Origin of the sequence: Mariniradius sediminis (genome assembly GCF_021491425.1) — a bacterium.
GTDB classification, from domain to species: domain Bacteria; phylum Bacteroidota; class Bacteroidia; order Cytophagales; family Cyclobacteriaceae; genus Mariniradius; species Mariniradius saccharolyticus.
The window spans coordinates 50,083-76,550 of the sequence record NZ_JAKEVZ010000012.1 but is presented as its reverse complement, the minus strand read 5'-3'; the positions used below and the strand labels follow the sequence as shown (position 1 = coordinate 76,550).

The following is a 26,468-nucleotide window of genomic DNA, read 5'->3' as shown; positions in this document are numbered from 1 at the left end:
TTGAACTAATAAAGAAGTAATTTCGATATTGCTAGGAAGAGCACTGAATTGAATTTTACATTTTAACAAATACAAACTATGTACAGCAGAAATCTGATTATCGCAATTGGTCTGATGGGCAGTGTTTTTTCCTGTCAAAGACCATCCGATGATGTTGTTGCCGAAAAGGATCCCTATGAGCAGGCGATGAGTCTGTGTTTTGTTCCGGCCGGCATGCAGTGGGATTTTAAAGACGGCAAAGCGCCTTTGTTGCAGGGAATGGATCTTCTGGATTTTCCTGTTTCGACCGATCATGCTGAGGCAAGGAAGTACTTCAACCAAGGGCTTTTGCTAGCCTATGGATTCAACCATGCGGAAGCAGAGCGCTCCTTCCAGTATGCCGCAAGCTTGGATCCGGACCTTGCAATGGCCTATTGGGGGCAGGCCTATGTGTTGGGGCCCAACTACAATGCGGGCATGGAGCCCGAGCACTACCAGTTGGCTTTTGCTGCAATTCAAAAGGCCAAATCCAAGCTGAATCTAGTCTCTGAAAAGGAAGCTGCCTTTATCATGGCCATGGACAAAAGATATGTGGCCGAGCCAAGGACCGACAGAACCGAATTGGATGAAGCCTATGCGCAGGCAATGGCCAAAGTGTGGGAAAAATATCCGGACGACGCCGACGCAGGGACCCTTTATGCAGAGGCTTTGATGGACCTTCAGCCTTGGGATCTTTGGGACAAAGAGGGCAATCCCAAAGGGAACACCAATTTGATACTGGAAATTTTGGAAAAAGTATTGGAAAAACATCCTGATCATCCCGGAGCGCACCATCTTTTCATCCATGCAGTCGAGGGATCGAGGCATCCTGAGAGAGGCTTGAATTCAGCCAGGAAATTTGACCAGGGACTTACCCCGATGGTGGGACATTTGATCCATATGCCTTCCCACATCTATATCCGTACGGGACATTACAATGAGGGTACACTTGCAAATCTCCGCGCGGCCAAAGTAGATAGCCTTTACATTGAGACTTGCAAAGCCCAAGGGACATATCCTTTGGCCTATTTTCCACACAATTACCATTTCATGGCCGGGACCGCGATCTTGGAGGGGAACAGCAAATGGGCTGTTTTCGCGGCGGACAGGTTGTATGAACATTTGGCCCTTGACTTGAAGGCCGTGGAAGGCCTCGAAGTCATTCAGCACTTTTCGACCATTCCGTATTTCGTGAGGGTCAAGTTTGGTCTTTGGGATGAGGTTTTGGAGCTTTCACTCTGGGAAAATGGCACAGAATACCAAGAGGCAATCAAGCATTATGCACGCGGCATGGCCTTCCTGGGCAAGGACGATTTGGCCGCTGCCGAAGTTGAACTCAAAGCATTAAAAGGCTTAGTTGCCAATAATTCACTTGGAGATGCCACGATTTGGGGAATAAATTCACTTCAGTCCATTCTGGAAATCGCATTGTTCGTGCTCGAGGGGGAATTTTTGGCAAGTAAGGGACAATTTGAAGATGCCATCTCAAAACTGCGCCAAGCTTCGGATTTGGAGGACCGGCTTTTGTACAATGAGCCCCCTGATTGGTTTTTGTCCACGCGTCATCATTTGGGTGCGGTGCTCTTGGAAGCTGGGAAATATGAGGAAGCTGAGGCTGTTTTCAGGAGGGATTTGGAGGAATTTCCAAAAAACGGATGGGCATCCTATGGCCTGATGCTGGCTTTGGAGAAATCAGGGAAGTCCGGCGAATCCGTTCAGGCAAAGGACCAGTTTGATGCGGTATGGAAGACAGCCGATGTGACGCTGCAATCTTCGAGAATAAAGTGAGCGGGGAATTTCGAGAGATATTCGATGAATCAAAATCGGTTTTTTCGAATTCTTAGAAGCAAAAAAAACGCATTCAGTTTTTTCCCAGGGTTTCATCGGATTCGAAGTGCGTCCGTGTTTTGGGGGCATGAAAATCACCGAAGGCCAACCAACCAAAACCAGATTCGGCTTTGTTCGCTGGCGGACAATACTGTTCGTAAATTCCCCCGATTATCTACAAAAAGTGCCAATTTTGAACCAAATGCGGACAAAATAAGTGGCATATGTTTGGCACATCTGGTTTATCAGTTGATCAATGCAACTTTCGTAAAGCATAATCTATCGAAAAATCAATATGGAAAACATCATCAAAACCGTTAACCTGAAAAAACTCTATACCACCGAAGAGGTGGAAACCACCGCTCTGGACGATATCAATATCGAGATCAAAAAGGGTGAATTTGTCGCGATCATGGGCCCTTCAGGATGTGGCAAGTCCACTTTGCTCAACATTATTGGACTGTTGGATAACCCAGATGCAGGCCAATACCATTTTATCAACAATGAGGTGGCCAAATATTCAGAGCGCCAGCGTTCCCAACTGAGAAAAGGCAACATCGGTTTTGTCTTCCAAAGCTTCAACCTGATCGATGAATTGACGGTGTTCGAAAATGTCGAACTTCCGCTTTTGTACCTCAAGACTCCCTCCGACGAGCGGAAAAGAAGGGTAGAGGAAGTATTGACCCGCATGAACATTATGCACCGTCGGGACCATTTTCCGCAGCAGCTATCCGGCGGTCAGCAGCAAAGGGTGGCGATTGCCCGTGCCATCGTTGCCAAGCCCTCCGTCATCCTCGCCGACGAACCTACAGGTAACTTGGATTCTGCCAACGGTGAAGAAGTCATGAGGCTTTTGGAGGAACTCAACAACGAAGGCACCACCATCGTGATGGTAACCCACTCCCCCCATGATGCCAACTATGCCCACCGCATCATCAATCTGTTTGATGGCAAGGTGGTGACGGAGAATATCCGCGAACAATTCCACATTTGATAGCCAAAGGGAAACCGGCGCAAAGTAAAGTGCCGGTTTTCTTTTCTAAACGCAAATCAACTAATCCATTCAGCAGTGAATCGCTGCGTTGGGTCAATTCTCGGTGAACTCCAAGAATTCTGGATTGAGGAGAGATATTGAAGCCTGCTTACCATCAATCAAAATGCTAAAAAACCACTTCCTTATCGCCTGGAGAGTCCTTCGAAAAAATAGCATGTACTCTCTGCTAAATGTCCTCGGACTGACGATAGGCATTTCGGGTTTTCTGATGATTGGTTTCTTTATTTTGGATGAAAACAACTACGACCGGTTTTACAGCAATTCGGACCATGTCTATCGAATTACCTCGCACTGGGGAACCAACGGCGACGCACAATACGCCACGGCACCTCCGCCATTGGGCGCTGCGCTTACGAGTGGTATTTCAGAGATCAAAGCCGTCACGAGGCTTCTGAAATGGAATGATTTCACCATCCAACCGGAGACGGGGCTCAATGCGGCACAGATATTCCGCGAGACATCTGTATTCTATGCGGAGCCCAACTTTTTTGAGGTGTTCGACTTTGAAATCATTGAGGGTAACAAGGAGTCGTTTGCCAAAGGCAATGGCTTGGCAATCACCGAGACGACTGCAAGACGTTACTTTGGAAATGTCCCATTACACGAAGTAATGGACAAAAACCTGCTGATAGGCAGTTCTGCAACTACTCCCGTTCGGATCGCTGCGATTTTGAAGGATTTGCCGACGCAGTCGCACTTTCATTTTGATATATTGGTACATCAGCCATCCATGCACGAGGAGATATTCCTCATGGACAATTGGACATGGAATATCCTCCACACTTATGCTATCGTGCAAAAGGGTGGGGAAAGTGTCGTAGAAGCGCATTTGGATAGAATTGTGGCGACGGAAATTGTGCCTCGTCTCACGGGAGATCAGCAGTCCACGGATTTTTACTTTGCGCTGCAGCGGGTACAGGATATTCACCTTGATTCCCACCTCCTGCGTGAGCACGAAGTCAACGGATACAGGGGTTATGTCAATGTTTTCTCAGCTGTGGCTGCAATCATCTTGCTCCTGGCGAGTATCAACTTCATGAACCTGTCCACCGCAAAAGGAGCAAATAGGTCCATGGAGGTCGGTGTGAGAAAAGTAATGGGATCGGGAAAGTTCCAATTGATCGGACAGTTCCTTGCGGAGGCATTTATTCTGGTGCTGCTGAGTACTGTTGTTTCGCTGTTTTTGATCCAATCGCTCAACGGCCTATTCAATGAAATCAGCGGAAAGCAGATCAGTTTTGACCTGATGCAGCCTTCTTGGATTTGGATATCACTGCCAGTTCTGGTCCTTATTCTGACTTTGATGGCTGGATTTTATCCCGCATTTTACCTTTCCTCTTTCAAGCCGATCAAGGCACTCAGGGGCACTGCCTTATCCGAAAAGGGCAGCGTTGGGCTCCGAAGCGGCCTTGTGGTGTTTCAGTTTGGGATATCCTTGGTTTTGATGATCAGTGCTTTGATCGTACAGGAACAGCTCGGCTTTATCCAGCATACCGACCTGGGATTCAAACGAGACCAACTGCTTGTCATCCATAACGACGGCGAAGTCTCAAATCAGGAGCGGGAGGATTTCAAGCGGCGACTTTCTACCAACCCCATGTTTCAGTCGGCCAGTTTCTCAACGGGGATACCACTTCCGGGAAGCTTCCACATGCGCGGATTCAACCTTCCGGAGTCCGGCACAGGTCAAGGGATGAATTGGTACGAGGCAGATGAGGATTTCGTGACGACTCTCGACTTGAAGCTTGCAGATGGGCGAAATTTTTCAAAAATACCTGGGGCTGATCGACAAAAGGTTTTGATCAACGAGCGGGCTGCGAAAGTACTGGGGATTGCGGACGACGCTATAGGCAAGACGATCATCAAGAATCAGGGCGCGGAAGACGAAGCAAAGTTGGAAGTTGTCGGAGTGCTCCGCGATTTCAATTTTGAATCCCTACGCACAGAAATCAAACCGCTCGTGATTGAGTACATGGATGACTATTTTTTGCGTGACTATATCACGGTCAGGGTCAGCGCGGGCAATTTTGCGGCGGCCATCGAAGATTTGCAGCAGACTTGGAAGCAGTTTGAGCCAAGAGTACCCATGAATTACACCTTTTTGGACCAGGATTTTGAGGCCGTCTATCATTCAGAGATCAGGATGGGAAAACTGATGAACGTCTTGACGCTGATCTCAGTCTTCATTGCATTGCTTGGATTATTTGGGTTGACGGCGTATTCCGTGCAGCAGCGTTCCAAGGAAATCGGCATCCGAAAAGTTTTCGGGGCGGAGACATCCGAATTGTTCCTGTTGCTTTCCGGCAGTTATTTCAAGCTGATCGGAATTGCTGTACTTATTGCTTTACCTACGGCCTATCTCCTGATGGGAGAGTGGCTGGGGGGTTTTGCATTTCGAGTGCCACTCACGCCTTGGGTATTTCTCATCGGAGCTGGGGCTTGTTTTGGTTTGGCATTGCTTACCGTCCTGTTTCAGTCCTTCAAGAGCATCGGTACCAATCCGGTCCAAATTCTGAAAAACGAATAGTGCCCTTCCCACCAGCTGGAAATTTTGATAAAGAACAAACTAACCAACAATAATACTACCAACTATGCTCACCAACTACCTCAAAATCGCCCTTCGTGGCTTCGCCAAGCACAAGCTAACGTTTTTTATCAATGTATTTGGCCTTGCTTTGGGACTTTGGGCCGCAATCCTGATCGGACTTTGGATCCAAAGTGAATTTGAAGTGGGCAATGGACTGCCCGAAATTGACCAAGTTCACCGTGTCATGGAGCACCAGTCCTATGGTGAACAGATATTCACCACCAACTCCACACCCGGGATTCTGGCGGAGTCGATGAAGGAGACGCTTGCCGACGTCGAGCATGCGGCGACTTATTCCTGGTCCAGCGAGGAATTGTTTGCTTACGGCGAAAACCGGGTCAAATTGAATGGCTTCTATGCGGGAGAGGATTACCTGAAGATCATGCAATATCCCTTTTTGCATGGGTCCAGGGAAAAAGCCCTTACCGAGAAATCCCATGTTGTTTTGACCGCACAGGGTGCATTGAAACTATTTGGGAAGACAGATGTCATCGGGGAAACGATTGAGTTCATTTCCAATGAGGGCAAAGAACCCTTTATCGTCCAAGGTGTGTTGGCGGATCCGGGCAACAAAGTCGCAGCAGCTTTTGAGTACATTCTACCCTACAAGGTCATGTTTGACAAACCCTACAACGATTGGTTGAAGCATTGGGGCAACAATGGGCCAAGTACAATCTTGAAACTCAGGAAAGGGGCCGATCCCGAAAAATTCTCGGCTTCCATCGAAAACTATATCCTCGACCGCAACGAAGGCAGCAATGTGAAACTGTTCACTTATCCGCAAAGCGAACTCTATCTTTATGGTTCTTGGGAGAACGGAAAATTGCAGGAGGGACGGATCAAAAATGTAAAGCTGTTTGCCATGATAGGCATTTTTATCCTCATCATTGCCTGCATCAATTTCATGAACCTTTCCACTGCAAAGTCCCAAAAAAGAGCCAAGGAGGTTGGGGTAAGAAAAGTCGCAGGTGCAGATAGGAATTCATTGATTGCGCAATTTCTCACCGAATCATTGTTGGTTACTTGTTTTGCGGGTCTTTTTGCGGTTTTGTTGGTGCAGTTGACCTTGCCGATATTCAACGACCTGACAGGCAAGTCGCTCGTGATGCCGCTTAGTGATGTGGTTTTCTGGTCGAGGTTACTGCTGGTCATGTTCATCACCGGCCTGATAGCGGGTAGTTATCCGGCGTTTTACCTTTCGGCGATCAAAGTGGTTTCCGTTTTCAGGAGCTACATCAAGGGCGGTCGTGGTGTGGTTTTCGCCCGCAAGGGTTTGGTGCTTTTTCAATTTGTCTTGGCGACGGGTCTGATTGTGTCCACGATGGTAATCTATCGGCAGATCGAATTTGCCCTCAACCAAAATCTGGGCTACGAGAAAGATCAATTGCTTCAAATCCCTTTAGAAGGTGAGTTATTTGGAAAATATGAGATTTTTAAAAACAGACTGGAATCCGGCCCCGACATCGCATCAGTAACCCGAACGACCCACAGCCTGATGGGAAGAAACAACAATACCGGCGGTGTCAATTGGGAGGGGAAGGATCCGAATTTCAATGCTTTGTTTGAGAGGATATTGGTCGATCATGATTTTTTTGAAACAATGGGGATGAAATTCGTCCTTGGCGAGGGATTTTCGAGGGATCGCGCAGCTGACTCTGTACAGTCGGTTGTCGTCAACAAGAAAGCTTTTGAGATCATCACCGAAGCGAATCCTGACTTGAGAAGTATTGAAATCAACGGCGAACCCCGCGAAATTATCGGCGTGGTGGAGGATTTTCACTTCGAGAGTTTTCACCAGTCTATGGAACCGGCGTTTATGATCCTTGACCCGACCTACGCATTCAATGCCTTTGTCAAAGTCCAACCCGAAAGGATGCAGGAGACTATCGCGTTGATCGAAGGCGTGGTGACGGAGCTCAACCCGGATTTCCCATTCTCCTATCAATTTATGGACGAAAATTATGCAAGAATGTACCAGGACGATGTGCGGCTTCGTGACCTCGCACAGTATTTCAGCATCCTGACTATCATTATTTCTTGTCTCGGATTATTTGGCCTTTCTGCCCATATCGCCGAGCAGAAAACAAAGGAAATCGGCATCCGCAAAGTGCTGGGCGCGTCCACTTTGTCGATTCTCCATGTGATCAACCGCGAGTTTATCCTGATCGTGTCGATCTCAATCCTGCTGGGTTCCGCGATCGCCTATTGGCTGATGCAGGACTGGTTGGGGGGATATGCCTATCGGATTGATTTTGAATGGTGGTTTATACCCTTGGCCGCCGCGGTGATTATGGGGATTGCATACATGACCGTGAGCCTTCAGGCGCTGAAAGCGGCCCAGGTCAATCCGGCCAAGACGTTGAAATCGGAATAGTAAGCTTCATTTGGAACACTGGTTTTTTTAAGTCCACCCGAGATGGTAGTCCGGGTGGATTTTTAATGCTTTCGAATATCATCAGACCTCATCCGCTTCGGGGTATATTCATGATGTGTATGTTTGCATGTGGGGAAATATCTTTTGGCTTTTATCGTCAGTTGAATCGTGGGAATGTATTATTCGGATATTCGATGGTAAAAAGTGTTCTCCTGCATCTTAAATTCCTCATAATCAACGATATTTGTTTTGATATTTGGGCGATTTTATCAACATTTACAAGAGTTTGTTTTTAGTGAAAATGCCCAAAATTTGATGTTTCCAAAGTCCATTGAAATGGGATGCCCGTCCCGAGGATTTGAGTAGGGTTTTTAGATTTCCAAGAAATTAGTTTATAAGGTTCGATTCCTCTGTTCGGAAGTAAGCTTGATAGTCAAGGCTACGATGAAAGATCAATCAGCTTGAGATTTTCGGTACGCCCAAGGGGGCGGTGCATTCCCTGTAAGTGCAGGGTTTAATTGAGCAGACAGAATTTCCAAATCATTTCCCATCAATCAAAAAAAACATCCTATGAAAAAAACACTGATTATCCTTGGAGTTTGCGCCATATTGTTTTCTTGTGCCCAAGAGCAGCGATACACCATGCAGTCGCCAGAAATCGACGCGATCAAATCGATGTACGATCTTTACAACAAAGGGGATTATGAGGGGCAAAGGCAGTTTTATGCTGAGGGTGCCCAGATATTCAACAACGCGCCCGAAACCAAACCAACATCGGTAGATCAGATGATCGCACAACAAAAGGACGAGATGGCCGGATTTTCGAGCTATTCCATCGCCATCGGTGAAGATGCGATTGAAATGGTGACTACAGATGAGGGCGAAAAATGGGTCAACGTATGGGGAACCTGGAAAGCGACCATGGCTGCGACGGGCCAGGCGTTTGAGGTTCCCGTCCACGCCACTTATCAGTTTGTTGACGGTAAAATTACCCGGGAGCATGGCTACTGGGACAATTCCCCCGTAGTTATCGCTTTTATGGAGTATGAGGCTGCGCAAAAAGCTGCAGCTGACACATTGCCTTAGCGGCAGGAACCTTGACGATGTAATCAGGTTTGAGTTACCCGGTTCCAAAAAAGGTCCGTATCCTACAGGGGTGCGGATTTTTTTTATTTTGATTCCATCATTCCAATCCAGCGATCTACAGGTGTTATCAGCGAGAATTTGGTCAAAACCGGAGGTATTTATTCCTTTGCACCCCAACAAGTATTAAAGGAATCAATCCAACCAATACCAACATTCCCATCCATAGCATGGGGTTGTAGAGCGTGTTGATGGCACGATATCCGGCAGTCATCAAAAACAGGATCCAGCCTGTGATTTCCCAGATTTTTTTGTTCTCCAATCGATTGGCATCGGGAAGTGTTGGCGTCAAATTGAGCAAGATCTTGAGCTCGTCCCAATGCCAAAGAAGCAGCAGCAGATTGGCCATCAGCATCAGAAACGTGATCACCGGCGTGAAGGCGAATTCCATCGAGATCGTGATCACGAATACGTTGAGAATAATGGGAAAAAAAACCACCGCACCCAATTTGGCGAAGCGCTGCGTCATCAGCAACAAACCTGCGACTAACTGCCCCCAGCCCAGAAATTGCCAATAAATCCCGGTCTGGTACATGGTTTCAAAAAAATGGAATGCCGTTCCGAACGGGGCATCCTGGTGGCTGACGGTAGTGAATCTTTCGCCTTTGATTTTTACGATGCTTGCAAAAACAAAGCCCGAACCGACAAGATATCGGGTGTAGATCACAAAGAGTTGGGCGAGGATGTTTTCCTTGATAATCAATAGGTAGGTTGTTTTGGTAAATGTTGGAATGATGCACAAGAATGCGATTTGTTACAGATCTCGGCCAAAAAATTGAATTACACAAATCCGCATTTAGTGGGATAGTGCCGACAGTTAATTTTTCTGGATTTTTTCCCTTTCACGTTGGTGAAAGACAAACACCAGGTAACTGATGAGATCGCCAAATCGCTCATTTGCTTCAAGGATATCTGCTGGAATCTCTCGTCCTTTTAGCCTCGCCAGCAATTGCCCGTAGATGGAATGCAGGCAAATTCGGATTTCATTTCCCGGGTTTTCACCTTTCACCTCCAACACCAATTGAAGGAGATGTGGTTTGGCTTTTTGGAAGAGCTCGAAATAGTTTTTGTCGGTCTTGAGGATTTCCCAGTGAATCTTGGCTAGGGTATCCATATGTGTTTGAATCCGGACTAGATGCCCTCGTTTTTCGATGCCGGAGGACTTCATTTCATGGGCGATTTCCGCAAACCAGCTCAAAGTTTCCTGTTTTTCAGACTCGGCAATAGGATAATGAGACACGACATATTGCCCGATTTCCTCCATATTGAAATCGTATGCCCGGATCAAATCCTCCATTTGGTACATATATAGGATGTATTCGGCGATATTCTTTTCCAGTTTATTTAAAGCAATTTTTTTCATATTCTTTCTGCTGGCCAACAATTGCTGCTTTCAACCAGTTTGATAAAGGATTGACACCAAGATCAAATATCTGGTTGATGCCATTTTGTGGTTTGTTCTCTTGCCCTTCAAATTTACCTAGGTGTTTTGAGGCTATACCAAAATAACCCACAAATTTACCTATTTTTGCGCCCAGAATGAATATGCAACGAATTAGAAACTTCTGTATCATCGCCCATATTGACCATGGGAAGAGTACTTTGGCCGACCGCCTGCTCCAGTTTACCAACACGGTAAGTGACAGGGAAATGCAGGACCAGTTGTTGGACAACATGGATTTGGAAAGGGAAAGGGGGATTACCATCAAGTCCCACGCGATCCAGATGAAGTACAACTACAAGGATGAGGAATATGTGCTCAACCTTATAGATACCCCGGGACACGTGGATTTTTCCTACGAAGTGTCCAGATCCATCGCCGCTTGTGAGGGCGCGCTGTTGATCGTGGATGCCTCCCAGGGTATCGAAGCGCAGACCATTTCCAATTTGTATTTGGCGATTGGCCATGATTTGGAGATTATTCCTGTGCTCAACAAGATTGACCTTCCCGGCGCTGACCCTGACGTCGTGGCCGATGAGGTGATCGATCTGATTGGTTGCAAAAGAGAGGATATCATACTTGCCTCCGGAAAAGAGGGCATTGGGATCGAAGATATCCTGAATGCCGTGGTGGAAAGAATACCGGCACCAAAGGGTGATCCGGAAGCACCACTTCAAGCCATGATTTTTGATTCCGTATTCAATTCTTTCCGTGGTGTGGAAGTTATCTTCCGGATTTTTAACGGCACTATCAACAAGGGTGACCGGATCAAATTTGTCAACACAGGCCGTGAATACGAGGCCGATGAGATCGGAATACTCGGCATCAACCAAATTCCGCAACAGACCATGTCTGCGGGTAACGTGGGATACCTCATTTCCGGCATCAAAGTCGCCAAAGAAGTGAAAGTCGGTGATACCATCACCCATGTGAAAAATCCCTGTGCCGCAGCCATCAAGGGTTTTGAAAACGTTAAGCCGATGGTTTTTGCGGGGATTTATCCCGTGGATACCACTGAATTTGAGGAGTTGAGGGCTTCGATGGAGAAGCTACAGCTCAACGATGCCTCGCTGGTATGGGAACCCGAGACCTCTGCGGCGCTGGGTTTTGGATTTCGCTGCGGTTTCTTGGGAATGCTCCACATGGAGATCATCCAAGAGCGGCTTGAGCGGGAGTTTGACATGACGGTGATCACGACGGTGCCTTCTGTGCAGTTCAGAGCCATCATGACCAATGACGAGGTGAAATTGATCAACGCACCCTCAGACATGCCCGATCCGACCAGGTTCAAGCATATTGAAGAGCCGTTTGTTAAAGCTACGATCATCACCGCTGCAGAGTATGTGGGTCCTGTGATTCAACTTTGCATGGAAAAAAGAGGTCAGATCAAAAACCAAATCTATTTGACTTCTGACCGGGTCGAATTGACCTTCCATATGCCTTTGGCCGAGATCGTATTTGATTTCTTCGATAAATTAAAGACCATTTCGCGGGGATATGCGTCGCTCGATTACGAATTGATGGGCTTCCAGCAATCTCACATGGTGAGATTGGATGTGATGCTCAATGGCGAGGTCGTAGATGCGCTTTCCGCCATCGTGCACCGCGACAAAGCCTACGAATGGGGCAAGAGACTTTGTGAAAAACTCAAAGAACTCGTACCGCGTCAGATGTTCGAAATCGCCATCCAGGCTGCCATCGGCACCAAAATCATCGCCAGGGAAACGGTGAAGGCACTTCGCAAAAACGTCTTGGCCAAGTGCTACGGGGGTGATATCTCCAGAAAGCGCAAACTCCTCGAAAAACAGAAGAAGGGCAAGAAGCGAATGAGGCAAGTCGGCAATGTCGAGGTGCCTCAGGAGGCATTTATGGCGGTACTTAAATTGGATTAGTCAAGTACGAAGTTAGAAGTACGAATATCTTAACTCAAGGCCCTTTTGAGACCCATATGCAGACCAATCTGACAATAAGGACAAAACGGTTTGCGGTTGATGTTTGGCATTTTTGCAACAAACTTCCTAATTCCAGAGGCTTCAACAGTTATGTCAACCAACTTATCAGATGCTCCAGTTCAGTAGGAGCAAACTACCGTGCAAGTCAACGCGCAAAGTCAACCGCTGACTTCATTAATAAATTGAAAATTGTCGAAGAGGAAGCTGATGAATCGTTATACTTCCTGGAACTTATCAGAGAGATCAACGGTGATGTTTCGTTAGAGAGAGAACTGTCACTGCTTTTAGATGAGTGTGAACAGATATTGAAGATGGTTGTGGCTTCGATAAACAAAGCAAAAAGCAACCAATAGGGTGTGCTTTCCTCGTACTTCGTACTTCGGATTTCGTACTTTCAAAAAAACTCAATCCATAGCAAATGGCAATTCTTATCGATGGAAAACTCACTTCCGAACAAATCAAAACCGAAATCGCCGCTCGGGTAGCCGAAATCAAGGCTGAAGGAGGAAAAATCCCCCACCTCGCAGCCATATTGGTCGGCAACGACGGTGCGAGCCAGACCTACGTGGGTGCGAAAGTGAAGGCTTGCGAGCAAGTAGGTTTCCAATCCACTTTGGTCCGTTTGGATGCAGCTGTATCCGAAGCGGAATTGCTCCAAGTGGTGGAAGACATCAATGCCAATCCCGAAATCGACGGATTGATTGTGCAGTTGCCACTGCCAAAACACATCTCGGTCCAAAAAGTAACCGATAAGATCAAGCCCGAAAAAGACGTCGACGGTTTTACGCCGACTAATGTGGGGCGGATGACCTTGGGCTGGCCTGCCTATGTGGCAGCTACTCCCTACGGAATTGTGGAGCTTTTGAAAAGATACAAGATTGAAACTGCGGGCAAACACTGTGTCGTCATAGGTCGCAGCCATATAGTAGGCTCTCCGATGAGTATCCTGATGGCACGAAATGAATATCCTGGAAATTGTACCGTCACGCTGACCCATAGCCGCACACAAAACCTTCCTGAAATCACCAAGACTGCCGATATTCTGATCGTGGCGATCGGCAAGCCGGAGTTTGTCACCGCAGAGATGGTCAAGGAAGGTGCAGTTGTGATTGACGTGGGAATCCACAGGGTCGATGATGCGAGTAAAAAGTCCGGATTCAGACTTTTGGGAGATGTGAAATTTGACGAAGTGGCGGCCAAGGTTTCTGCCATTACCCCGGTGCCGGGTGGTGTTGGACCGATGACAATAGCCTCCCTGCTTTTCAATACGCTGTTGGCCGCGGAAAAGAAAATCTTTCCCTAAGCTTACAAAAAGCGGGAACACCAAAGTCTGATGCTGCCCAATTTTTCTTCGGAAAGTTCATTTACCCACTTGCAACGAATAACAAACCTTTCTACTTTTGCAGACCCTAACCGCGCATGTGGTGAAACTGGTAGACACGCCACTTTGAGGGGGTGGTGCCCTTACGGGTGTGGAAGTTCGAATCTTCTCATGCGCACAAAGCCTCGGATTCTCTCCGGGGCTTTTTTGTTGATAGGTGGGTTGCCTTGTCCTGTATTTTTTTCGCCAGGTTTGTAATGATTTTTGAAAAATTGATTTTCTCCCTATTTTCAATAGAAAATACTGTCTCCATGAAGATCGTCCAAACAGCTGTACTCTTGATATTCACCCTTTTGGTAGTACCCATTTTCACATACCTGTTTGGAATACCCTTGGGAGAAACGGAATGGGCTGCCCTTTCACTATTGGTCAAGATCTGCGGCGTGTCGATTGCTTATTGTTTTCTGGTAGGAGAACTTACCCGCAACAACAGTCAGGTGGACAAGTATTGGAGCATCTTGCCGATCATCTATGCCTGGGTGATGGCAAATTATGGTGACTTCACGCCAAGAATGATCCTGCTTGCGGTGTTGGTAAGCGCTTGGGGAGTACGGCTTACCTATAATTTTGCCAGAAAAGGTGCCTATCGATGGAAGTTTTGGGAGGGCGAAGAGGACTACCGCTGGGAGATTTTGCGTAAAAAGCCCGAGTTTCAACCCCGCTGGAAATGGACCCTATTCAATCTGTTTTTTATTTCTGGCTATCAAAATGTGTTGATTTTGTTGTTTACGCTACCCATGCTGGTGGTAATGCAGTTTGACGATGGAGGTATTGGTAGGTGGGATTATTTCGTGGCTGCCGGTACTTTGTTTTTCTTGGCATTGGAAACCGCCGCCGACGAGCAGCAGTGGAAGTACCAATCTGAAAAATGGAGGCTGATACGGGAGGGGAAGTTGCTTGTGGGGGATTTTGCAAAGGGTTTTTTGGACAAGGGGCTTTGGGCCATTTCCCGCCATCCCAATTACCTCGGTGAGCAGGGTTTCTGGGTGACTTTCTACTTTTTCTCTGTAACCGCTTCTGGCCAATGGCTCAATTGGTCAATAGTCGGCTGCCTTTTGTTATTGATTCTTTTTCAGGGCAGTTCCAATTTCAGCGAGGAAATCAGTGCTTCAAAATACCCCGAATACAAATCATATCAAGCCCGCGTTCCTAGATTTGTGCCACGACCAAAGGGGAAAACCCAAGAAAGTCCAGCACCAACTTCCTAAAGTGTTTGGTTTTAAAAAAACCATTTCATTTCTGGGGCGTAAATTCCGTTATGTCAAGACGCTTCGCATTTCTATTTCGAACGACTTTAATATTATTTCTTTTTTCCGTCGGTGGGTTTTGTCAGGAATTGAGCCAACAGACCGAAAGCCCACTTGGATTCGGGGCAAACAGTGGCGTTGTAACGGGGGAGGATTTTGTACTTACCTATCAAGTTGATCCTGTTTTGGGGGTACTGTCATTGTCGCTCAAGGACGGAAATTTCGACCATCAGCTTTTTGAAGAATACCGAATTGGAAGGGATTTCTTTGGAGTCAATCATGAGGTAGCTGATGATAAGGTATACCTGCTACTCTCCAACCGGAGTTCATACAAGATGATCAGTGTCGTCGACACTAAGACCCAGGATATCAAGTTCTACCCAATTTCGATCAACCTTGGGAAGGTTGATCGATTCAAGATTATCGGAAATACGCTATTGGTCGTTGAATCGCTCGAGAAAGGTGATTTCGTCCAATTATACGACTATCGTACCGGGATTTTGATTTCGCTTTCCGAATTGTACTATCCAAAAACAAGGGTATGGGATGTACAGGTAGAAGGTGATGTTTTTGATATGCTGCTTCACAAAAAAGGTGATTTCAACAATCAATCGCTTAAGATGATTGGGTTTTCGACTTTAGGAACAAAGGTCTACGAAATGGAAATACGTCCCCCGGGGCCGAAAAAGCTGATCTTTAAATCGGCGAAGTTGATCTCGACCTCTGGGTTAGGCTATAGCATTGTCGGGACTTATGCCAAAAAGCAGGGGGAGCAATTTTCCGGATACTACCATGTTGCGGTCAATGATTTCCTAGAACAATCCGCAAAAATCCACCCCATGCAGTCCTTGGAGGGTTTTTTTGACTATAAAAAGAACCCCGGCCGGCGGAAAAATGCAAAAAACCTCAGGAGGGAAATGGTGATATATCATTCCAAGACCAATGGCGATTATATCGTACTTGCTTCCAGTTCCGACCGAGTGGTAAGGAAATTTGTACATTTTGTCCTGCTCGACTACAAAGGCGAACGCGTTTACGACACATCGGTGAAGGTTTTTTATGGATTGGGAGGAGCCTTGGCAAATTATAGTACCCTCGGGCTGGTCGAAAGGGATTTGTATTTCGTTTTTGAGGGAAGCCCGAAAATTAACGTGCTACCGGGCTTCAAGCTCTATCAGATTGAGGAAGGAAACCTTACTGGATTGCTCAAAATCGATGATTTTCTAAAAACGCAGCGAAATCTCTCTGGATGGGAAGAAGTCAGGGTGTATCATTGGAAGGAGAACAAGTTTGTCGTGTTGGGTATTGAGAACATCAATGGCATTCAGCGTTATGTAGTCAAAAAAATAGAGGTTTGATGGTGGTGATTTTTTGGGTACTTTTTCGAAAATATCCTTGACCGATCCCATGTTTGCAATAATGAAAACCTTTTTTGCGCCACTTGTTTTTCTAACGTTTGCATTTGCAGCCAATGGCCAGACGGCCCAATTTCCGATCATAAAGGGCTTTGGTGGTATATATGAAATACCTGAAGCGACAGAAAAGCCCGATCCAAACGGAGAATTCAAGATCATCATTGACCTCGTCTCACCTGCCGACGATCCAAAGCAAATCAACCGAATGGTGGACAATATTGCCCGCATGATCAACCTCCATGGCATCGGCGGCGTCAAGCATGAGCATATCCAGGTGAAAGTGGCGGTACATGGTGGTGCGGTTTTTAGCATCCTCGGAGATGCATACTATGAAAAGCTCTATGGCTACAAAAATCCAAACCTTCCTGTCTATGAAGCTTTGAAGGACGCTGGGGTCGAGTTCTATATTTGTGGCCAATCGCTCATCGCGCGCGATATGAAGCCAAGCGATATGTGGCAGGGGGCGCAACTCGCGTTGTCGATGCTGACGACCCTGACCAAATATGTTCCTCAAGGGTACATGCTTCTCCGGTTTTAGAAATCAAATTCCAGTTGATCAGGCAGCAGCCTGAAACTTTTTCGGTGCAGCGGTGTGGTGCCGAGTTTCAGAATTCCTTCCCGATGTGAATGTGTTGGGTAGCCCACATTTGTTTCCCAGCCATATCCCGGGTACTGCTCGGCATAGCGTTCCATCATTTCGTCACGGTAAACTTTTGCCAAGATGGATGCTGCGGCTATGCTCGCGAATTTTCCGTCGCCCTTTACGATACAGGTATAAGGTATTGTCAAATGGCTGCTAAACCTGTTGCCGTCGATCAGCAGGTGTTGGGGTTTCACATTTAGTGCTTCAATTGCCCGGCTCATGGCTAGAAAAGACGCTCTGAGAATATTGATCCGGTCGATTTCCTCCACACTTGCCTCGGCGATGGACCAGGCAATGGCTTCGGATTTGATCTCATTGACCAAGGCATTCCGGCTTTCCCGGGTCAATTTTTTTGAGTCATTGACAAAAGCGTTGGCGAAGTCGGGTGGCAAAATGACCGCCGCCGCCACCACCGGCCCGCAAAGGCAACCCCGCCCGACTTCATCGCAGCCAGCTTCTATCCGCTCAAATTCTAAAAAAGGACTCAGCATTGTCTTTGGATGTGCTTTCGGTTTTGTAATACTTGTGGATCATCTCGGCGACGAGGCCAGTCCAACCCGTTTGGTGCGAAGCGCCGAGGCCTCGGCCATTGTCTCCGTGGAAATACTCGTAAAACAGGATGTGGTCCTTGAAATGGGGGTCTTTCTGGAATTTTTCATAATGGGCATATACCGGTCGGTTTCCATTTTCATCCGGCAAAAACAGCCTGATGCAACGGAGCGAAAGCTCTTTGGCAATCAAATCCATCGTGACGTAATTTCCCGAGCCGGTCGGGTATTCGATCGAGAATTCGCCACCATAGTAGTAATCGAATTTGCGGAGCGATTCGATGATCAAGTGGTTGATGGGAAACCAGATCGGCCCACGCCAGTTGGAATTGCCCCCAAACATCAGCGAGTCGGATTCCCCAGGAGTGTACCTGACAGTCAGCAGGTCACCGTTGATTTTGACGCTATAGGGTTTTTTGAGGTGGTATTTCGACAGCGACCTGATGCCATAGTCGCTTAGGAACTCGTTCGGGTCAAGCATTTTTTGGAGGATGCTCTTCATTCTGTGTCCCCTCAGGAGGGCAAACAACCTCCGTTTCTCGTATCCTGGCTTGATCCAGCTCGAGACCAAAGCTGCCATTTTGGGTTTTTCCTTTAGGAAGAACTCCAGTCTTTCCTTGAAGTCCGGAAGGCTCTCAAACATATCCACCTTGATCGATTCCACTGCGAACAAAGGTATGATGCCTACAATGGATTTGAGTTTCATCACCTTTGGCTCTTTTCCAGGTAGGTGAAAAACGTCAAAAAAGAAGTTTTCCTCATCGTTCCAGAGGCTGATGTGCTCTTCGGAGATATTGCTCATTGCCCCCGCAATATGGAGGAAATGCTCTAGGAACTTGATCGCCGTGTATTGATAGTTTTTGTTGAACTCGCAGAGGTCCAAGGATATCCGAAGCATGTTAAGCGAAAACATAGCCATCCAAGACGTCGCATCTGCTTGTTCCAGTTTTCCCTTGTAGCGATGGGCATGGGAGCGATCGATAACTGAAATATTGTCTAGACCAAGGAAACCACCTTCAAAGATGTTCTTGCCGTCGCTGTCCTTTTGGTTGACCCACCACGTGAAGTTGATCATCAGCTTGTGGAAGCAGCGTTCCAAAAAGTCCCGGTCACCCTTTCCCCCGTTCATTTTTTTGTCTATCTGATAGACCCGCTGTACGGCATAGGCATGGACTGGAGGATTTACATCGGAAAAATTCCACTCATATGCGGGTATTTGTCCGTTTGGATGGAGGTATGAATCGTTGAGAAACAGGATAAGCTGGTCTTTTGCAAACTCAGGATCTATCCTCGCAATCGGAACACAGTGGAAGGCCGAATCCCAAACCGCATACCAAGGATACTCCCACTTGTCAGGCATGGAGATGATATCTTGGTTGTACATGTGTCGCCAGCTGCTGTTGCGGCCCTTTTTCCTCTCCTTTGGCGGTTGGTATCGTCCAGGGTCGCCGTCAAGCCAACGGTCTACATTATAGTAGTAAAACTGCTTGCCCCACATCATCCCGGCATAGGCTTGACGTTGGATATTCCGCATTTCAGGGTCCTTTACGCGCTCTTGGATTTCTCCATAAAATTCATCTGCATCCCTTTTCCTTTCTTCCAAAATTGCGTCACAGTGTTCCAAGGCGTCTTTTGACTGCTGGTGCATCATCCTGAACTTGACCACTGCGCTTCCACCCGCCGGGACGGTAAGTTTATAGATTGCAGCCGTTTTGGTCCCAAAATCCTTTGGATTCAAATATTGCTGGTAGCCCTTGGTAACGAAGTCGTTGATGGCGTCTTTGAGGTATTTCTTGTCGTTGGGGATGTTGTAAAGACGCTCGCGGTTCGTCTCGTTATCGCAAAACCTGATCTCCGGATTTCCATCAAAATTGATGAAATAATTACCCATATTAGGAGTGTATGCCTTGACGACATGATCGGCGGTTTTTGTCAGCTTTGGCATGAAAGCTTCTTGGCCGGTAAACCAGGTTTTTCGGAACCAAAAAGTCGGCATCACCCAAATATCTGCATCTTTTAGCCCTCGGTTGTGGATCGTGGCAAATCCAGAGATGTCTTCGTGTGATTTTTTGGCATACTCGATGAAAATATCGAAGTATTCATCTTGGTCAAATATACCTGTATCAATGATCTCAAATTCGGGGTCGTTTTTGGTCCGCTTCCGGTTTTCCTCCAAAAGTTGGGTATATGGAAATTCGTTTTGGGGGTACTTGTACAGCATCTTCATGTAGCTGTGCGTGGGCGTGGAATCGAGATAATAGTAGATTTCCTTCACGTCCTCCGCGTGGTTGCCCTGCGGTCCTGTCAACCCAAAAAGCCTTTCTTTGATAAAAGGATCTTTCCCGTTCCAAAAGGCCCAAGCTATACAGAGGGTTTGTTTGTCGTCAGAGATTCCGCCGATGCCCTCCTCACCCCAGCGATAGGCTTTGCTTCGCGCGTCGTCGTGGGTGACGTTGTCCCAGGCGGCACCGTTTGGACTATAGTCTTCGCGTACGGTACCCCATTGGCGTTCGGTCAGGTATGGGCCCCATTTCTTCCAATTGTAAACGCCATCCTTCGTCTCCTGAAGCCGTTTTTTCTCTTCTGTCATAACTAACCTGTAAAAATTCGACTTCCCAATTTACTGATTTTTGCATAGGGTAAATCGAAATGATCGGAAGAAGGAAGACCCGAATTCGGAAAAAAATTATCGCAATCGTTTTAGATTGAATGAAGGGGTGACTGAAACTTATTTGATTCTTTTCAGGAAGATAAAATTCCGAAAGCCTTCGATTTTTTTACTCTTCTAACCGAGCTGGAATTTAGCGGTGGCTTATCGTTTTCGGCAATAATTTTCAAAAACAATGAATCAAATTGGTCAAACCAAGTTTTAGAATCCAGAGCTTCTGTCCCCTTTTGATCTATGTATTCTATAAGTTTCCGGAAGTCAAAATCCGTGCTTTGAATTCCTGCGCCTGATATTTCCGCATCCATGGCATTGCAGGCTTGCTCGTACTGTCCAGCGACAGGCACCATCATGACAGGCTTTCCCATATACATCGCTTCGCAAATCGACTCAAATCCGGCCGTGCTTACAAGGCCCTTGCAGGAAGCCATTTTTTCCAAGAAAAGCCTGTCATTCACTTGGTGGAAAATCAAGTTTGGGACTGGTTTGTTCCCGTTAGGCATTGATTTATGGTCCCAAAAAGCCACAATTTCAATGTTTGGATTTGCAGTCGCAAAGTTGATCACTTCTTGTCCATAGCCTGGATTGACCATATAGCATAGGAAAAAATCATCGTTTTTGGGTTGGAGATCCTTTACTTCCCTCCTCAGGAGTGGGGGCAGTATATACAGATTTTTGTTTGACGATGATGCAAAATTTCTAAATGAGAGCGCCAACTTTTTTGATGCGCCGATCGCAGTGAGATTCGTGTTAAGTTTGAAAAGCCACTTGGCGAGAGTCTGATTGGGGGCAAAAGGAAACTCCGGATGCTCGATCAAATATTGGTGACCGATGGTCCAGAACTCGCCCGTGTGCTTGTAAAGCAATTTGTAAAGACCACCAAGAATATCATAAAAATTCAGAATCACATCGGGCTGGTATTTATTGACTTGTTCGTCGATAATCCGAAGGCTCTTTTGATACTTATTGATCTGACCGAGATTGTAGGTAATTGTTTTCCAGAGTAAAATGGACTTTTGTTTTTCGTCGGTCACGAAATTCGGACTCTCGAAAAGGTAAATCGGCGCTGAGATTTTTTGATGTACAAATGCCGGAATTTGCCGCCTTGCACTTTTTCCGATACATACCGCGGATACGATATGCCCCCAGGATTCCAGTTTTTGGGAAAGGGCAATCGCTTGGGTCATATGCCCGCGACCTTCGCCTTGGACGATGAACAGAAATTTCATTCTAGAAGAAGAAATTTGGGATTTTCAGGCCCTTTGAAAGCGATTCGAAAGCGACCGTTTTCAGTTCCCGCGGTTGCTCGATCGAGATGGTTTTGTCGTCTTCAGAGCTGTATGATTTCTTGAAGTTGATCTCATTGTAGTAGATCAACTGCCAATTGCCGTCGTGGTCTTCGGCCAATGCGCTCATCGTTTCCACCCAATCACCCGAGTTGAGGTACAGGATGCCATCAATCATCCTGTTTTCGGCTTTGTGGATGTGGCCGCAAATAATGCCGTCACAGCCTTTGGATTTCGCCATTTTCGCCAATTCCTCTTCGTATTGGTCAATGTAGGATACAGCAGTTTTTACTTTCCCCTTGACATATTGGCTCAATGAATAATAGGGGAGGCCACGTTTCCTCCGATGGTAGTTCACCAGGCGATTTAGCCACAGCAGAAAGGTGTACCCCACATCTCCCAAATAGGCGATCCAGCGCAGATTTGTCGTGACACTGTCAAAAATATCCCCATGCGTGATGAAATATTTTTTCCCATGACTTTCATAAATCATGTCGTATTGAATCGAAAGATTTCCGATCTGGATGGGCAGGATTTGATCCAAGAAGTCGTCGTGGTTTCCGCGGAGATAGGTTACCTTGGTTTGGTCACGCTCGATCATCTTGAGGATTCTGTTGAAAAAGCGCGTATGCTTGCGCTTCCAGGAGCCGGATTTTTTCAATTGCCAGCCGTCGATGATGTCGCCGTTGAGGATGAGGTTTTCGCAACTGTATTGTTTGAGAAACCTTGCAACCTCCTTGGCCTTTGATCCCTTGGTGCCAAGATGCACGTCGGAGATGATGATGGTTTTGAAGTGGGTTTTCAAGTGGATTAGGATTTGCTCGAAAGTTAAAACTCTCGTTTAATCCAGTCTTAAACAGCGTGTTATGATTAAAATAAGTTTTTGCCCCAAGTATCTGTGAATGTGAAGAAAACGTTAAGGAATCCGTCCACGCTTATTTGTTCGAATTGTGATTTTCCGTTTCTGGAATTGGGGAAAATGCATGAAATTCGCAGCCGCATGAAACGGAATCGAGAAATTGTCCGTCTTCACAGCAAAAGTTCAGATTTCAAGTCGATATGAAGAAAGTTTTATTGGCATTGATCATGGCGATGACGTCGTTTGGAATGATTTCCTGCGACAAAGAGGAAAATGTCCCTACAAGCGTGAATGGCCCTTGGGAGTTGGTGAAGCTCGTCGAGGCGAGGGGTGGAGATCCAATCGTAGGTCAGGATATCGGATTTACGGAAAAGTATGAGTTTTTTGCGGGAGGTGGTTTTGCAAAAACTTCCACCCGTATCGACACGGATACAGGACAGCCGATAAAGGCATTAGGCAAGTTTACAATTATTCCCAATACAAGCGAGGAGCAGTTGTTGAATTTGAGGCTGGTGTTTGAAACGAAGCCGGAACTCATTGTCAATTGCAACTCGACAACCGAAGAAAGGCTTTTTATCAACACCGATTACCAGCTTGTGAACGATTCCTGGTTGCGTTGTGATGGTGAGATTTTCATTTACGAAAGGTCCGCTAGCCGTTGAAAATCAGCTTGAATACCGTGCCGCTACCAAGTTCCGAACGTACCTGAATGTTGCCTTTGTGGCGGCGCATGATTTGTTTCGAGAGGCTCAGTCCGATTCCTGAGCCTTTTTTCTTGGTAGTGAAAAATGGGATGAAGATTTTTGGAAGCGCCTCCTCGTCAATTCCCTTTCCGGAATCGGCTACTTCGATGATGATTTTGCCGGACTCGTCGATAAAAGCTTCCAGCCTAATCACCCGCGTGACGGAGTCTTCGACTGCCTGAATGGCATTTTGGATCAGATTAATCAGGACCTGCTCGATCAAACTCTGATCGCCAAAAAGGATCAGATCTTCGGGTTCGATTTTTTTCCTGAATTGGATTTGGTGTTGGTCAAACTGATGCTGCAGCAGTACTTCCAAATGCTCAAACAATGAATGCAGCTGAATTGCCTGGAACTTAGGTGCTGGGATGTGGGCTAGACTTCTGAAGTCGGAGACAAATTTGATCATGCCTTCGCTTCTTTTTTCAATCGTGGAAAGCGCCATCAGGTAATCCTCCAAGTCGTGCGCGTCCAATTGGGAAGCGGAATTGATTTTGGATTCCATGTCACTCTTGACGGTGGCTGCCAAGGAAGAAATTGGTGCGATGCTGTTCATGATCTCATGGGTCAGCACCTTGATGAGGTTTTGCCAAGCCTCCATTTCTTTTTCCTCAAGCTCACTTTGGATATTCTGCAGGGATACCAATTTGAATTTGGATTCCCGCATCACCAATTCGATGACATACACAGAAAGTTGCATAATCCCATCGGGATGCGCGATCTTGATCAATTCGCTTCCGCCGGTCCTTAGCGAATGGATCGCATGATGCAGTTCTTTGTTGATTTTTTCGACCTCGGAGATGTTTGCCAGATTGGAGATGTTCAGCATCCGCTTGGCGGCAGTATTGACGATTTGGATTTTCCCCTCTTCGTTGAATGTAATCAGGCCGATGCTGAGGTGTTGGAAAACTGATCGGAAATATTGGTAATTGGCTTCTTTTTCGGCTTGGTCTTCCTTGAGTTTGGCGAGGATCGCATTGAACTCTATGTGCAGATCGTCCGTCTCCGTACCATCGAATTTGACCGGATAGACGTTGCTGTAATTGTCCTGTTTGATGTTGTTGAGAAATTGGCGGACTTTTTTGAATGAATTTTCGGAATAGCCAATCAAAAAGACCACCTGTGCCAGTACCACGATGATAAACAGCGCTATGAGGAATACCCCCGCACTACTCAGGATGCAATAAGCAAGTACAAACAGTGATACTGCTAGTAGTATGATCCGCCCGAGCAGTCCAATTTTATAATCCATATTTTTCCAATCTTCTGTACAAAGAAGCGCGGGTTAGTCCCAGCTCTTTTGCGGCTTTTGAAATGTTTCCTCCGTTCTTGTCGATTGCTCTTTGGATGGTGCTTTTTTCCATTTCGTCCAGATTGTAGGTATTGGCCATTGCGGGTGCCTTTTCATTGACCGGTTTGGAAGAAAGGAAGAAGAAATCCCTGGTGTCCAATTGCTTGCCATCAGCCATGATGATCGCCCGCTCGATGGCGTGCTGCAGCTCGCGGATGTTACCAGGCCAGTGGTATTTTTGCAGCATCTGCATGGCATTTGGTGTAAATCCCTCAAATTCTTTCCTGTACTTCTGCGCATAGGATTTCAGAAAATGGTTGGCGAGGATCGGAATATCATCCTGCCGCTCACGGAGTGGTGGAAGGAATATCTCGACAGTGTTGATCCGATATAGCAAATCTTGGCGGAAGGTATTATCCAAGACCATCTCGTGCACGGGCATGTTGGTAGCGCAGATCAGACGTATGTCCACCGGGACAGCCTTGTTGCTACCGATTCTGGTAACTTCCCTGCGTTGCAATACGGTAAGCAGTTTGGATTGCAATGGCATACTTAGGTTTCCGATTTCATCAAGGAAAAGGGTCCCGTTGTCAGCAATTTCGAACCTGCCGGGACGGTCTTCCTTGGCATCGGTGAAGGATCCCTTTTTATGCCCAAAGAGCTCACTCTCGAAAAGGGTCTCTGTAATGGCACCCATGTCCACGCCTACGAATATCTCATCCTTGCGGTGCGAACGGTCGTGGATAGCCCTTGCGATCAATTCCTTACCTGTACCATTTTCACCCAAAATCAAGATGTTGGCATCTGTCTGCGCGACTTTGTCAATGATGGAGAAAATGTTCTTCATCGACGCACTCTGACCGATGATGTCGGCATAGGGCTTTTTGAGTTCGGATTGGAGTTGTTTCTGTTTGGTGGAGAGCTTTTCGACTTGGTTGTAGCTTTCCTTTAGCCGGGAGGCCGCCGTAAGCGTGGCCAAAAGTTTTTCGTTTTGCCAAGGCTTCAGGATGAAATCAGTCGCCCCTTCCTTGAGCGCGCGTACTGCCATCTCCACATCCCCAAATGCCGTGATCAGGATGACTACGGCGCTTGGATCAATTTCCTTGATTTGCTTCAGCCAATGGAAACCTTCCTTGCCCGAGGTGGTGTCGTCGGTGAAGTTCATGTCCAAGAGAATGACGTCGAAGCTGTTGTTATTGATCAAAAAAGGAATCCTTCTGGGGTCTTTCTCGATGGTGACTTCTTTGGCATGTTTTTTCAAAAACATCTTTGCGGCAAAGAGCAAGTCCTCGTTGTCGTCAATGATGAGGATTTTTCCGAGTTGGGGGCTTTCCATGGTATGCGATTATTTGGTGAAACTTCTATTGACAAAATGATGCCATCCTTCAAAAGGGCTCTGATTTAGCCTAAATCTAGCCCGATTGATTGAAATATGTTCGAAAACGTACATAAATATATCATTACCGAACACTGTCCGCTATGATGTGTCCGTCAGTTTTGATTGCGTCTCGGAATGCCTACCTTTGTACTCCACTAAAAAAGAAAATTATGTCTATTGCAGGAAAGGGAGATGCGGTGAAGGTCCATTACACTGGAAGATTGCTCAACGGAACCGTTTTTGATTCTTCGGAAGGAAGGTCGCCACTTGGTTTTACACTTGGTGACGGAAACATGATTAAGGGTTTTGACGCTGCCGTTTACGGTATGGCTGTGGGTGACCAAAAAAGCGTGACAATTCCATGCATTGAAGCCTATGGCGAAAAGCGCGAGGATATGATGCTGGATATTCCCATGAATCAAGTGCCCCCATCGATCAAGCCTGAAGTTGGCATGGAGCTTTCGCTTCAAAACCAAATGGGTCAGCCCGTGCCGGTGAAAGTAGTCTATGTGGATGAGGAAAAAATCACCTTGGATGCCAATCACCAACTGGCAGGCGAGGATTTGATATTTGACATTACTTTGGTCGCAATCGGATAAAATCTGAGCTAGCCCTA

At 46.6% G+C, this 26,468-nt stretch carries 21 protein-coding genes and 1 tRNA gene; 14 read left to right on the top strand and 8 right to left on the bottom strand.

Annotation, left to right across the window (positions count from 1 at the left end):
- The first annotated feature begins 78 nt into the window (after positions 1 to 78).
- The 5 genes from L0U89_RS15335 to L0U89_RS15315 all read left to right on the top strand — a co-directional run bounded on the left by L0U89_RS15335 (position 79) and on the right by L0U89_RS15315 (position 8,946).
- Entirely contained in the window at positions 79 to 1,806 is a 1,728-nt protein-coding gene (locus L0U89_RS15335; RefSeq protein ID WP_234862325.1) for a tetratricopeptide repeat protein, read from the top strand.
- Positions 1,807 to 2,140: 334 nt separating this feature from the next.
- On the top strand, positions 2,141 to 2,839 hold the full coding sequence (locus L0U89_RS15330; protein WP_008627067.1) for an ABC transporter ATP-binding protein: 699 nt from the start codon (positions 2,141 to 2,143) through the stop codon (positions 2,837 to 2,839).
- Positions 2,840 to 3,053: 214 nt separating this feature from the next.
- The gene (locus L0U89_RS15325) at positions 3,054 to 5,426 is read left to right on the top strand and encodes an ABC transporter permease (RefSeq protein ID WP_234862324.1); all 2,373 of its coding nucleotides are present in this window, start codon (positions 3,054 to 3,056) and stop codon (positions 5,424 to 5,426) included.
- Between the two features lie 64 nt (positions 5,427 to 5,490).
- Positions 5,491 to 7,860 carry an ABC transporter permease gene (locus L0U89_RS15320; RefSeq protein ID WP_234862323.1) on the top strand — a complete coding sequence of 790 codons (2,370 nt, stop codon included), beginning with the start codon at positions 5,491 to 5,493 and terminating at the stop codon, positions 7,858 to 7,860.
- A gap of 570 nt (positions 7,861 to 8,430) precedes the next feature.
- Complete coding sequence (locus L0U89_RS15315; RefSeq protein ID WP_234862322.1) at positions 8,431 to 8,946, top strand: nuclear transport factor 2 family protein; 516 nt, start codon at positions 8,431 to 8,433, stop codon at positions 8,944 to 8,946.
- A gap of 142 nt (positions 8,947 to 9,088) precedes the next feature.
- Here the strand turns inward: L0U89_RS15315 and L0U89_RS15310 are convergent, their stop codons facing one another.
- Together L0U89_RS15310 and L0U89_RS15305 are read right to left on the bottom strand one after the other, a co-directional pair.
- Positions 9,089 to 9,745, bottom strand: a complete 657-nt coding sequence (locus tag L0U89_RS15310; RefSeq protein ID WP_234862321.1) for a hypothetical protein — start codon at positions 9,743 to 9,745, stop codon at positions 9,089 to 9,091.
- Between the two features lie 75 nt (positions 9,746 to 9,820).
- Positions 9,821 to 10,366, bottom strand: a complete 546-nt coding sequence (locus L0U89_RS15305; protein WP_234862320.1) for a DUF4924 family protein — start codon at positions 10,364 to 10,366, stop codon at positions 9,821 to 9,823.
- 182 nt (positions 10,367 to 10,548) lie between these two features.
- Here L0U89_RS15305 and lepA point away from each other — a divergent pair, with 182 nt between their 5' ends.
- The 7 genes from lepA to L0U89_RS15270 all read left to right on the top strand — a co-directional run bounded on the left by lepA (position 10,549) and on the right by L0U89_RS15270 (position 16,977).
- A complete protein-coding gene (lepA, locus tag L0U89_RS15300; RefSeq protein ID WP_305067158.1) occupies positions 10,549 to 12,336 on the top strand; it encodes a translation elongation factor 4 in 1,788 nt (595 codons plus the stop codon).
- 56 nt (positions 12,337 to 12,392) lie between these two features.
- On the top strand, positions 12,393 to 12,749 hold the full coding sequence (locus L0U89_RS15295) for a four helix bundle protein (protein WP_234862318.1): 357 nt from the start codon (positions 12,393 to 12,395) through the stop codon (positions 12,747 to 12,749).
- A 65-nt stretch (positions 12,750 to 12,814) separates the two neighbouring features.
- On the top strand, positions 12,815 to 13,699 hold the full coding sequence (locus tag L0U89_RS15290; protein ID WP_234862317.1) for a bifunctional 5,10-methylenetetrahydrofolate dehydrogenase/5,10-methenyltetrahydrofolate cyclohydrolase: 885 nt from the start codon (positions 12,815 to 12,817) through the stop codon (positions 13,697 to 13,699).
- Between the two features lie 112 nt (positions 13,700 to 13,811).
- Positions 13,812 to 13,895, top strand: a tRNA-Leu gene (locus L0U89_RS15285).
- A 133-nt stretch (positions 13,896 to 14,028) separates the two neighbouring features.
- Positions 14,029 to 14,985 carry a DUF1295 domain-containing protein gene (locus tag L0U89_RS15280; protein ID WP_234862316.1) on the top strand — a complete coding sequence of 319 codons (957 nt, stop codon included), beginning with the start codon at positions 14,029 to 14,031 and terminating at the stop codon, positions 14,983 to 14,985.
- Positions 14,986 to 15,035: 50 nt separating this feature from the next.
- Complete coding sequence (locus L0U89_RS15275) at positions 15,036 to 16,382, top strand: hypothetical protein (protein WP_234862315.1); 1,347 nt, start codon at positions 15,036 to 15,038, stop codon at positions 16,380 to 16,382.
- 61 nt (positions 16,383 to 16,443) lie between these two features.
- Entirely contained in the window at positions 16,444 to 16,977 is a 534-nt protein-coding gene (locus L0U89_RS15270; protein WP_234862314.1) for a DsrE family protein, read from the top strand.
- Here L0U89_RS15270 and rnhB read toward each other — a convergent pair.
- The 4 genes from rnhB to L0U89_RS15250 all read right to left on the bottom strand — a co-directional run bounded on the left by rnhB (position 16,974) and on the right by L0U89_RS15250 (position 22,386).
- Positions 16,974 to 17,573 (bottom strand): ribonuclease HII, encoded by a 600-nt coding sequence (rnhB, locus tag L0U89_RS15265; protein WP_234862313.1) that lies wholly within the window; start codon positions 17,571 to 17,573, stop codon positions 16,974 to 16,976. The genes L0U89_RS15270 and rnhB overlap by 4 nt on opposite strands.
- Positions 17,548 to 20,220 carry an MGH1-like glycoside hydrolase domain-containing protein gene (locus tag L0U89_RS15260; protein WP_234862312.1) on the bottom strand — a complete coding sequence of 891 codons (2,673 nt, stop codon included), beginning with the start codon at positions 20,218 to 20,220 and terminating at the stop codon, positions 17,548 to 17,550. Before L0U89_RS15260 ends, rnhB begins: the two co-directional genes overlap by 26 nt.
- A gap of 152 nt (positions 20,221 to 20,372) precedes the next feature.
- Positions 20,373 to 21,524 (bottom strand): glycosyltransferase family protein, encoded by a 1,152-nt coding sequence (locus L0U89_RS15255; protein ID WP_234862311.1) that lies wholly within the window; start codon positions 21,522 to 21,524, stop codon positions 20,373 to 20,375.
- Position 21,525: 1 nt separating this feature from the next.
- Positions 21,526 to 22,386 (bottom strand): UDP-2,3-diacylglucosamine diphosphatase, encoded by an 861-nt coding sequence (locus L0U89_RS15250; protein ID WP_234862310.1) that lies wholly within the window; start codon positions 22,384 to 22,386, stop codon positions 21,526 to 21,528.
- A 254-nt stretch (positions 22,387 to 22,640) separates the two neighbouring features.
- Between L0U89_RS15250 and L0U89_RS15245 the strand changes: the two genes are divergently transcribed.
- Positions 22,641 to 23,102, top strand: coding sequence for a hypothetical protein (locus L0U89_RS15245; protein ID WP_234862309.1), 462 nt, complete (start codon positions 22,641 to 22,643; stop codon positions 23,100 to 23,102).
- On the opposite strand, the gene L0U89_RS15240 is transcribed toward L0U89_RS15245, so the two are convergent.
- On the bottom strand, positions 23,092 to 24,435 hold the full coding sequence (locus L0U89_RS15240) for a sensor histidine kinase (protein WP_234862308.1): 1,344 nt from the start codon (positions 24,433 to 24,435) through the stop codon (positions 23,092 to 23,094). The genes L0U89_RS15245 and L0U89_RS15240 overlap by 11 nt on opposite strands.
- Positions 24,425 to 25,810, bottom strand: a complete 1,386-nt coding sequence (locus tag L0U89_RS15235; RefSeq protein ID WP_008626996.1) for a sigma-54-dependent transcriptional regulator — start codon at positions 25,808 to 25,810, stop codon at positions 24,425 to 24,427. Before L0U89_RS15235 ends, L0U89_RS15240 begins: the two co-directional genes overlap by 11 nt.
- 212 nt (positions 25,811 to 26,022) lie before the next feature.
- Here L0U89_RS15235 and L0U89_RS15230 point away from each other — a divergent pair, with 212 nt between their 5' ends.
- Entirely contained in the window at positions 26,023 to 26,451 is a 429-nt protein-coding gene (locus L0U89_RS15230; RefSeq protein WP_234862307.1) for an FKBP-type peptidyl-prolyl cis-trans isomerase, read from the top strand.
- Positions 26,452 to 26,468 lie beyond the last annotated feature (17 nt).